The organism is Stenotrophomonas sp. 2YAF26, assembly GCF_052114625.1.
In the GTDB taxonomy this organism is placed as follows: Bacteria; Pseudomonadota; Gammaproteobacteria; order Xanthomonadales; family Xanthomonadaceae; genus Stenotrophomonas; species Stenotrophomonas indicatrix.
Genome location: NZ_JBFRFC010000028.1, coordinates 23,455 through 33,561 on the forward strand (window position 1 = coordinate 23,455; position 10,107 = coordinate 33,561).

A 10,107-nucleotide genomic window follows, 5' to 3' on the forward strand; every position below is an offset into this window, starting at 1 on the left:
AGCCCGGTCAACGCGGATGGATCCAGCGGAACGTCAGGTTGATGCGCTCACCCTGCACCCGCGCCATCTTCGGCAGCGCGTGCTGGTAGTGGCGCTGGGTAGCGCCGCCCATCAGCAGCAGGTCGCCATGAGCCAGCAGAAATTCGGCCTTGCGTGCCGGATCGTCCCGTCGGCGCAGCAGAAACCGTCGCGCCGCCCCAAGGCTCAACGACGCAATCAGCGGGGCCGGCCCCAGCTCGGGCTCGTCATCGCTGTGCCAGCCCATGTAGTCGGTGCCGCCGCGATAGCGGTTGAGCAGTACGCTGTTGAACTCGCCCGAGCCCTGTTCCTGCAGGCGCATGCGCAGTGCCTGCAGCATCGGCGGCCATGGATGCGGGATGAACTCGGCGCCTGAATAGCGGTAACGCGCCTGCGGATCACCGATCCAGCAGCTCAACCGCGGTGAATCCACCCAGTTGCCGAACATGCGGATGCGGTGGGTTTCCCACGGGATTTCGGCTTGCAGCGCCTGCTGCAGGGCATCAGCCTGCCCACCAGGCAACCAGCCTGGCAAATGGCGGACGTCAGCGTCGGGAATGTCGGTCGGGAACAGCATCGACCAACGCTAGCACGGCCATGTTTGCCGCCGTGGCCGCCAACCCCGAAAATGGGGGCATGACCGATGCTCTCAATGTGATGCCGAGTTTCCGTTCCCCCTTACCGGAACGCGTCCGATGACCAACACCCGCTTGCGTCAGGTGCTGTTCCCGCTGCTGCGTGCAGCTTTTCGGGCGCTGCCGCTGTCGGAAGGGCAGCGCGACCGTCTGCGCACGCGCTGGCTGGCCCGTCATGGCGACTGGGTGCCGCCGCCGCCGAAAGGACAGCAGGACGCCAGCGGACCGCGCCCCAGTGCCCAATTGCGGTGGCGCGCCGACGAGCCAGCGATCGGCCACGTCCCCTGGCGCGAAGGCATCCTGCCCTCGCCACTGCCCGCTACCCTGGTGGCGTTCTACCTGCCGCAGTTCCACACGTTCCCGGAGAACGATGCCTGGTGGGGCAAGGGCTTTACAGAATGGCGCAATGTCACCCGTGCCCTGCCGCAGTTCGAAGGCCATGTGCAGCCACGCCTGCCTGCCGACCTCGGCTTCTACGACCTGCGCAATCCGCAAGTGATGCGTGACCAGGCGCGTTTGGCTGCGGAGTATGGCATCGGCGCGTTCTGCTTCTACTACTACTGGTTCAGCGGCCGCACGCTGATGGAAGACCCGCTGCGCCAGTGGCTTGACGACGACAGCATCGACCTGCCGTTCTGCCTGTGCTGGGCCAACGAGAACTGGGCGCGGCGCTGGGACGGGCGCGACGATGACATCCTGATCGGCCAGCAGCACAGCGCCGAAGACGATCTGGCCTTCATCGCCCACATCGCGCCCTATCTGCGCGACCGGCGCGCGTTGAAGGTCGATGGCCTGCCGATGCTGCTGGTCTACCGCCCCCATCTGCTGCCCGATGCACGTGCCACCGCCGACCGTTGGCGCCGCTGGTGTCGCGACAATGGCGTGGGCGAGATCCATCTGGCCTACGTTCAAGGCTTTGAACGGCCTGACCCACGTGACATCGGATTCGACGCAGCAGTCGAGTTCCCTCCGAACATGAGCAACCCTTCCTCGCTGTCGGCGCGGCAGTGGCTGCTCAATCCCGATTTCAATGGTGATGTCCGCGACTGGCGTGAACTCGCTGCCGAGATCAGTACGCGCCCGTTGCCGGACTATCCGTTGTATCCCGGCGTGAACCCTGGCTGGGACAACGAAGCGCGTCGCTCCGGCCGCGGCCGGGTGTACCTGCATGCCTCGCCGCGCGGCTACCGCGACTGGCTGCGCACCACAGTGCATCAGCGGCTGTCGGCAGTACCGGCAGAGCAACGCCTGGTCTTCATCAACGCCTGGAACGAATGGGCCGAGGGGGCGGTGCTCGAGCCAGACGCGCGGCTGGGGCATGCATGGCTGCAGGCGACGCGCGAGGCCTTGTCCCCGGCCCCACCGCCAGGTCAGGCGCGTGCCTGCTTGATGGTCCTGCTTGACGATCCCGATGCGATCGCCGCGGTGCTCACTGCTGCGGGCGACCTCGGGGTGCAGTATCGCTTGTTCGTGCCTGCCGCCCTGCGCCCGCAGAACGCACCGGCCGAGGTCATCGGCCATGCCGGCAATGCGCTGACCAGCCTGCTTCAACTACTGCAGGAGCATTCCTCGGAGGGCGCTCTGCTGGCATGCTGGCTGGACATGCGCGGGAACACCGTCCCGCAGCACATACCGACAGCGGGCGCGATAAAAAAGGTGCTTGAGGAATTCACGCAACGGCCGTCGCTGGGGATGATGCCAATAGCCGCGCCGGAAGGCACCGATGTCTGCAGCAGCCATCTTCGCTGGGCGACCCGCCTGGGACTGGCTCAGCGCCCGATGCCACGAATCGTCCGCGCTGCCTGGCTGCGAACAGAAGCCCTCAGACCTCTGTTGGATGCGCATCTCCATCCCAGCGAACTCAACGCAATGGATGCGTCCGGAGCGCTTGCCCAGCTGCTGCCGGACATCGTGATCAACGCAGGCTACGTTATCGCGGCAGCGCAGGACCAGCACTGATGCTGGCCCTGCGGGGCACGGGACCGATGCCCGTCAGCGGAACGCGACGCCGGTCTTTTCCTTCAACTCATCCTCGCCCACGCCCGCGGCGGTCTCCACCAGCACCAGACCGTCATCGGTCACATCGAACACCGCCAGGTCGGTGATGATGCGGTCGACCACGCCCACACCGGTCAGCGGCAGCGTGCATTCGGCCAGGATCTTGTGCTCGCCGTTCTTGGCGGTGTGCTCCATCAGCACCACCACGCGCTGCACGCCGGCCACCAGGTCCATCGCGCCGCCCATGCCCTTGACCATCTTGCCGGGCACCATCCAGTTGGCCAGGTCGCCCTTGTCGGTCACCTGCATCGCGCCGAGGATGGCCAGGTTGACGTGGCCACCACGGATCATCGCAAAGCTGTCATGGCTGCCGAAGTAGCTGGCACCGGCGCGCGCAGTCACCGTCTGCTTGCCAGCATTGATCAGGTCGGCGTCCACCTCGGCCTCGGTCGGGAACGGACCGATGCCCAGCAGGCCGTTTTCCGACTGCAGCCATACGTCCACGCCCTCGGGGATGTGGTTGGCCACCAGCGTCGGCAGGCCGATGCCCAGGTTCACGTAGGCGCCATCAGTCAGTTCACGCGCAGCGCGCGCCGCCATCTCATCGCGGGTCCATGCCATGTCAGTTGCCCTCCGCACGGATGGTGCGCTGTTCGATACGTTTTTCAGGGGTGGGGTTGTGCACGATGCGGTGCACGTAGATGCCCGGCAGATGCACCTGGTCCGGATCGATGCTGCCGACCGGCACCACCTCCTCCACTTCCACGATGCAGACCTTGCCGGCCATCGCACAGGCCGGGTTGAAGTTGCGCGCGGTCTTGCGGAACACCAGGTTGCCGGCCTCGTCGGCCTTCCAGGCCTTGACCAGGGCAACGTCGGCGCGCAGCGCGGTTTCCATCACATAGTGCTTGCCATCGAACTCGCGGGTTTCCTTGCCCTCGGCGACCACGGTGCCGTAACCGGTGGCGGTGAAGAACGCTGGGATACCCGCCCCGCCGGCACGCAGGCGCTCGGCCAGGGTGCCCTGCGGATTGAACTCCAGCTCCAGCTCGCCGGCCAGGAACTGTCGTTCGAATTCCTTGTTCTCGCCCACGTACGACGAAATCATCTTGCTGATCTGCCGGGTTTCCAGCAGCTGGCCCAGGCCGAAGCCATCGACGCCGGCGTTGTTGGAGATCACGGTCAGGCCTTTGGCACCACTGTCGCGCAGCGCGGCGATCAGTGCCTCGGGAATGCCGCACAGGCCGAAGCCCCCCACGGCCAGGGTCTGGCCATCGGCGACCACGCCCTGCAGGGCCTGCGCCGCAGAGGCGAAACGCTTGCTGCGCGTGCCGCTGGAAGTTGATTGCTGCATCTCTACTGCCCTACCCGGTGAGAATGCCGCCATTCTAGCGGCACACCCGACGCCGGCTGAGATGCGCCGCAGCATGAACCGGCATGCCGGGCTGCCAATCCGTAGAATGTTCCCTTTCCCGCTTGCGGTGCCCTTGGCAACGCGTGCTGTAGATGGAGAGGACAGGACGACGCATGGCCGAAGTATTCACCGGAGGGGAACTGTCCCGCTGGCTGGATGCCGGGACGCTGGAAAAGGGCAACCACCACGTGTCGGCAGTGCGCGAGCTGGGCTACCGGTCACCGCTGCTGACCGCCCAGGTCGAGGGCTGGCAGGTAGCGATCGACCTGGATGCCAGCGCCCGCACCCCGCACAGCCCCCTGCAGAGTCGCTGCACCTGTCCGGCTGGCACGCACTGCGAGCATGTCGCCGCCGTGTTGCTGGCCGCACTGCGGAACTCACTGGAGGGTGAACCGGGTTCGCTGCGTGCGGCCGCCGATCCGATATTGCCTACCCTGCAGATCCAGGCGATGACGCCGATCCTGCATCTGCACAGCATGGAATACCGACCTGCCTGGCTCACCGATCGTGACCCCTCGCAATGGCTCGACGTCGCCACCGTAGCGTTCGAGTACGACGAACACGTGCGTTTTCTCGACGACCCATCGCTGTTCGTGCACGACGCCGAGGGCCAGCTCTACCTGCTGCCGCGTGACCTGGCCGGGGAGGCACGGCGTGAAGCTGAACTGCACAGCGTCCACCTGCACCGCGAGCGGCAACCGCGCGTCGTGCTGGACGGCGGCGGCCCGTTGTTCGAGCTGCGCAGTTTCGACTGGACCCGCTTCCTGCTGGAGGACGTGCTGCGGCTGGAAGCGCTGGGCTGGAAGATCGAGACTGACGATGCCTTCCGCCATCGCATCACCCGGGTGGAGGAGATCGACCTGGATGTGCGGTCGATGCCCACCGACAGCACTGCATTCGACCTGGCCCTGACCATTGACGTCGATGGCCGCAGCGTTGCGCTGGTTCCGCTGTTGCAGGGCGTACTGCAGTCCGATCCGCGCTGGCTGCGCGGCCAGCTGGACGCGATCGGCGATGACGAGAACGTACTTCTGACGACGGCCGGCAATGAACGCCTGGCCCTGCGCGCAGGCCGCCTGAAACCGGTGATCGCGCTGCTGGCGGATCTGTTCGGCGACCACGGGCAACCGTTGCGCCTGCAGGCGCACGATCGCGGACGCCTGCAGGCACTGCAGGAAGCCGCGCAGCTGCGACTGCACAGCAGCAACGATACCCGCGCACGCGTTCAGCGCCTGCTGGACGCACCGGCGATGACCGCTGTCCCGGCGCCCCAGGGCTTGCGCGCGACGCTGCGCAGCTACCAGCTTGAAGGCCTGTCCTGGCTGCAGTACCTGCGCCAGCAGGGTCTGGGCGGCGTGCTGGCCGATGACATGGGCCTGGGCAAGACACTGCAGACGCTGGCCCATCTCCTGGTTGAAAAGCAGAGCGGCCGCCTGGACAAACCGGCACTGGTGGTCATGCCGACGTCACTGCTGCACAACTGGCAGAGTGAAGCTGCGCGCTTCACCCCGGATCTGCGCGTACTGGCCCTGCACGGACCCGCACGTGACACGCAGTTCGGCGCCATTGCCGCACATGATCTGATACTGACCACCTACCCCCTGCTCTGGCGCGACGAACAGGCGCTGCAGGCGCATTCCTACCATCTGCTGATCCTGGATGAGGCACAGCAGGTGAAGAATCCCAGGTCGCGCGCGGCGGCCACGCTGCGCACGCTGCAGGCGCGTCATCGCCTGTGCCTGACCGGCACCCCGCTGGAGAACCATCTGGGCGAGCTGTGGACGCAGTTCGACTTCCTGCTGCCCGGCCTGCTCGGCAGCGAAAAACAGTTCAACCAGCACTGGCGCCATCCCATCGAACGCGGCAGCGACCAGCGGCGTGCTCAGCTGCTGGCCCAGCGGCTGCGACCTTTCATCCTGCGCCGGCGCAAGGACCAGGTCGCTTCCGAGCTTCCACCAAAGACGGTCATCACCCGCACGGTGGCGATGGAAGGCGCCCAGCGCGATCTCTACGAAACCGTGCGTGCGGCAATGGAAAAGCAGGTCCGCGATGCGATCAACGGCAGCGGACTGGCGCGCAATCACATCGTGGTACTGGACGCGTTGCTGAAGTTGCGCCAGGTCTGCTGCGATCCGCGTCTGCTGCCAGGCGAGACACCCGCTCGCGCTGCCGGTTCGGCCAAGCTGGACCTGCTGCGCGAGATGCTGCCCTCCATGGTCGAAGAAGGACGGCGCATCCTGCTGTTCTCGCAGTTCACCGGCATGCTGGCCCTGATTGCGCAGGCATTGGATGCATTGGGCCTGGCCTACGTGACCCTGACCGGCGACACCCAGAACCGGGTCACGCCGGTGCAGCGCTTCATGCAGGGCGAGGTTCCGGTGTTCCTGATCAGCCTGAAGGCCGGTGGCGTAGGCCTGAATCTGACGGCCGCCGACACCGTCATCCACTTCGATCCCTGGTGGAACCCGGCCGCCGAGAACCAGGCCACCGACCGTGCCCATCGCATCGGCCAGGACCAGCCGGTGTTCGTCTACAAGCTGATCACCGCCGGCAGCGTCGAGGAACGGATCGCCGAGCTGCAGCAGCGCAAGGCCGACCTGGCCGACGCGATCCTGGAGGGCAGTGGCGGCACAGGCCCACGTTTCGACGCAGCCGACCTTGAGGCCCTGCTGTCTCCCCTGCCCGGCGCGCCGGCCAAACGCGCGGCAGGCAGACGCAGGGCCACCCGCACGTGACCACTTCGGCGGTCAGGCAGCGTTGGGGCTATGGAAACGATTCCCATACAAGGCTGGGATTACACTAGCCAACTGATCTGACAAAGGATTCCAGCGATGCCCCTGCCCGCCTTCAAGGCTTATGACATCCGCGGCCGCGTGCCGGAAGAACTGAACGAAGACCTCGCCCGCCGGATCGGCGTGGCCTTGGCCGATCAGTTGTCACCCGGGCCAGTGGTGGTGGGGCACGACGTGCGCCTGACCAGTCTGGCGCTGCAGGACGCGCTGGCGGTGGGCCTGCGCGGCGCGGGCCGGGAAGTGATCGACATCGGCCTGTGCGGCACCGAGGAAGTCTATTTCCAGACCGACCATCGCGGTGCAGCAGGCGGTGTGATGGTTACCGCCAGCCACAACCCGATGGACTACAACGGCATGAAGCTGGTCAAGGAGAACGCCCGGCCGATCAGTTCCGATACCGGCCTGTTCGCGATCTCCGATGCCGTGGCGGCCGACAGCGCAACACCGCAGCCGCCGACCGCAGGCCAACGCAGCGAGCACGACAAGAGCGCCTACATCCAGCATCTGCTGTCCTATGTGGACAGCACCAAGCTCAAGCCCCTCAAGCTGGTGGTCAACGCAGGCAATGGTGGCGCCGGCGCCATCGTCGACCTGCTGGCGCCGCACCTGCCGTTCGAGTTCATCCGCATCTGCCACGAACCCGATGGCAGCTTCCCCAACGGCATTCCCAATCCGCTGCTGCAGGAGAACCGCGCCGCCACGGCCGAGGCGGTCCGCGAGCACGGCGCCGACTTCGGCATTGCCTGGGACGGCGATTTCGACCGCTGCTTCTTCTTCGACCACAGCGGGCGCTTCATCGAGGGCTACTACCTCGTCGGCCTGCTGGCCAAGGCGGCGCTGGACCGTAACCCGGGTGGCAAGATCGTGCATGACCCACGCCTGGTCTGGAACACCGTGGAGATGGTCGAACAGGCGGGTGGTGTGCCGGTGCTGTGCAAGAGCGGCCATGCCTTCATCAAGGAGAAGATGCGCGCAGAGGACGCGGTGTACGGCGGCGAAATGAGCGCCCATCACTACTTCCGCGAATTCGCCTATGCCGACTCGGGCATGATCCCCTGGCTGCTGATCGCCCAGCTCATTTCCGAAAGCGGGCGTTCGCTGGCCGACTGGGTCGAAGACCGCATGGCCGCCTATCCGTGCAGTGGCGAGATCAACTTCAAGGTCAGCGATGCGAAGGCGTCCGTGGCCCGCGTGATGGAACACTTCGCCGCGCAGTCGCCGGCGCTGGATCATACCGATGGCATCAGTGCCGACTTCGGCGACTGGCGTTTCAACCTGCGCAGCTCCAACACCGAGCCCTTGCTGCGCCTGAACGTGGAATCGCGCGGGGATGCAGCGCTGATGCAGGCACGCACCGATGAAATCGCCACGCTGTTGAAGTCCTGAGCGGAGATGTCCCGATGAACACCGTCCAGCCCGTCATCCTCTCCGGGGGTTCCGGCACCCGCCTGTGGCCCTTGTCGCGCGAGGCGTACCCCAAGCAGTTCCTGCCTCTGGCCGGTGAGCTGACGATGCTGCAGGCGACCTGGCAGCGCGTGGCCCCCATTGCCAGCCGTGGCCCGCTGGTCATTGCCAACGAGGAACACCGCTTCGTTGCTGCCGAACAACTGCAGCAGGTCGGCGCCGAGCCGGCCGCGATCATCCTCGAGCCGGTCGGCCGCAACACCGCCCCGGCCATTGCCGTGGCCGCGCTGGAAGCCACCCGCGACGGCGCCGATGCGCTGTTGCTGGTACTGCCCTCCGACCACGTGATCACCGACGAAGCCGCGTTCCGCGTTGCGGTGCAGGCGGCCGCCGGCGCCGCTGAAGCCGGCAAACTGGTCACCTTCGGTATCGTGCCGACCGGCCCGGAAACCGGCTACGGCTACATCAAGGCCGCCGATGGCCAGGGCGTGCGCGCAGTCGAACGCTTCGTCGAAAAGCCCAACCTTGAAACCGCCACCGGCTACGTGGCCAGTGGCCAGTACTACTGGAACAGCGGCATGTTCCTGTTCAAGGCCTCGCGCTACCTGCAGGAGCTGGAACGCCTGCAGCCGGCCATGTTGTCGGCCTGCCGCACGGCATGGGAGGGCGCGCGCCGCGATGCCGACTTCACCCGGCTGGACAAGGACGCGTTCACTGCGGTGCCTTCAGATTCGATCGACTATGCGGTGATGGAAAAGACCGCCGATGCCGTCGTCGTGCCCTTGGATGCCGGCTGGAACGATGTGGGCTCTTGGACGGCACTGCGCGATGTCTCGCAGCAGGATGGCGATGGCAACGCGCACCAAGGTGATGTGATCGCCATCGACTGCCGCAACACCTATGCCTATGGCCAGCGCCTGGTGGCGATGGTCGGGCTCGATGATGTCATCGTGGTCGAGACCGACGATGCAGTGCTGGTCGGCAAGGCCGATCGCATGCAGGAGGTCAAGACGGTGGTGGCGAAGCTGAAGGCTGATGGCCGCAGCGAAGCCACCTGGCATCGCAAGGTGTACCGGCCGTGGGGAGCCTACGATTCCATCGACAACGGCGAGCGTTTCCAGGTCAAGCGGATCACGGTCAAGCCCGGCGGTACGCTGAGCCTGCAGATGCATCACCACCGTGCCGAGCACTGGATCGTGGTCAGCGGCACCGCCGAAGTTACCCGCGGCGATGAAGTAATCCTGCTGAGCGAGAACCAGAGCACCTACATCCCGCTGGGCGTGACCCATCGCCTGCGCAACCCGGGCAAGCTGCCGCTGGAACTGATCGAAGTGCAGTCCGGCAGTTACCTCGGCGAGGATGACATCGTCCGGTTCGAGGATACGTACGGGCGCAGTTGAGGGTTGTTTGATTGCCGGGCCTACGGCCCGGCAATTGGTTGCGGCAACACCCAGAGCCAAAGCCGCTCTGGCGTTCTGGCGCGACCTTACTCCACCGTAACGCTCTTGGCCAGGTTGCGCGGCTTGTCCACGTCGGTGCCGCGTGCCAGCGCGGTGTGGTACGCCAGCAGCTGCACCGGGATGGTGTGCACCACCGGGCTGAGCACGCCGGCATGGCGCGGGGTGCGGATCACGTGCACGCCCTCGGACTCGTTGAAGTTGCTGTCCTGGTCGGCGAACACGAACAGCTCACCGCCGCGCGCGCGCACTTCCTGCATGTTGGATTTGACCTTCTCCAGCAGGCTGTCGTTGGGTGCGATCACCACCACCGGCATGTCCTCGTCCACCAGCGCCAGCGGCCCGTGCTTGAGCTCGCCGGCCGGGTAGGCCTCGGCGTGGATGTACGA

At 66.1% G+C, this 10,107-nt stretch carries 8 protein-coding genes; 4 read left to right on the top strand and 4 right to left on the bottom strand.

What is annotated here, in order from left to right:
* Nucleotides 1-7: 7 nt before the first annotated feature.
* Complete coding sequence (locus AB4Y98_RS20140; RefSeq protein WP_442245018.1) at nucleotides 8-595, bottom strand: alpha-ketoglutarate-dependent dioxygenase AlkB family protein; 588 nt, start codon at nucleotides 593-595, stop codon at nucleotides 8-10.
* A 118-nt stretch (nucleotides 596-713) separates the two neighbouring features.
* Between AB4Y98_RS20140 and AB4Y98_RS20145 the strand changes: the two genes are divergently transcribed.
* A complete protein-coding gene (locus AB4Y98_RS20145; protein WP_442245019.1) occupies nucleotides 714-2,612 on the top strand; it encodes a glycoside hydrolase family 99-like domain-containing protein in 1,899 nt (632 codons plus the stop codon).
* Nucleotides 2,613-2,645: 33 nt separating this feature from the next.
* Here the strand turns inward: AB4Y98_RS20145 and AB4Y98_RS20150 are convergent, their stop codons facing one another.
* Nucleotides 2,646-3,272, bottom strand: a complete 627-nt coding sequence (locus AB4Y98_RS20150; protein ID WP_363729709.1) for a CoA transferase subunit B — start codon at nucleotides 3,270-3,272, stop codon at nucleotides 2,646-2,648.
* 1 nt (nucleotide 3,273) lies between these two features.
* Nucleotides 3,274-4,005, bottom strand: coding sequence for a CoA transferase subunit A (locus AB4Y98_RS20155; RefSeq protein ID WP_025878484.1), 732 nt, complete (start codon nucleotides 4,003-4,005; stop codon nucleotides 3,274-3,276).
* A gap of 173 nt (nucleotides 4,006-4,178) precedes the next feature.
* On the opposite strand from AB4Y98_RS20155, the gene AB4Y98_RS20160 reads away from it, so the two are divergent.
* The 3 genes from AB4Y98_RS20160 to AB4Y98_RS20170 all read left to right on the top strand — a co-directional run bounded on the left by AB4Y98_RS20160 (nucleotide 4,179) and on the right by AB4Y98_RS20170 (nucleotide 9,661).
* The gene (locus tag AB4Y98_RS20160; RefSeq protein WP_442245020.1) at nucleotides 4,179-6,800 is read left to right on the top strand and encodes a DEAD/DEAH box helicase; all 2,622 of its coding nucleotides are present in this window, start codon (nucleotides 4,179-4,181) and stop codon (nucleotides 6,798-6,800) included.
* 96 nt (nucleotides 6,801-6,896) lie between these two features.
* Complete coding sequence (locus AB4Y98_RS20165; RefSeq protein ID WP_442245021.1) at nucleotides 6,897-8,243, top strand: phosphomannomutase; 1,347 nt, start codon at nucleotides 6,897-6,899, stop codon at nucleotides 8,241-8,243.
* Nucleotides 8,244-8,257: 14 nt separating this feature from the next.
* Complete coding sequence (locus AB4Y98_RS20170; RefSeq protein WP_442245022.1) at nucleotides 8,258-9,661, top strand: mannose-1-phosphate guanylyltransferase/mannose-6-phosphate isomerase; 1,404 nt, start codon at nucleotides 8,258-8,260, stop codon at nucleotides 9,659-9,661.
* A gap of 86 nt (nucleotides 9,662-9,747) precedes the next feature.
* Here AB4Y98_RS20170 and AB4Y98_RS20175 read toward each other — a convergent pair.
* Nucleotides 9,748-10,107, bottom strand: a 360-nt coding sequence (locus AB4Y98_RS20175; RefSeq protein ID WP_442245023.1) for an SIS domain-containing protein, incomplete at its 5' end; no start/stop codon positions are given.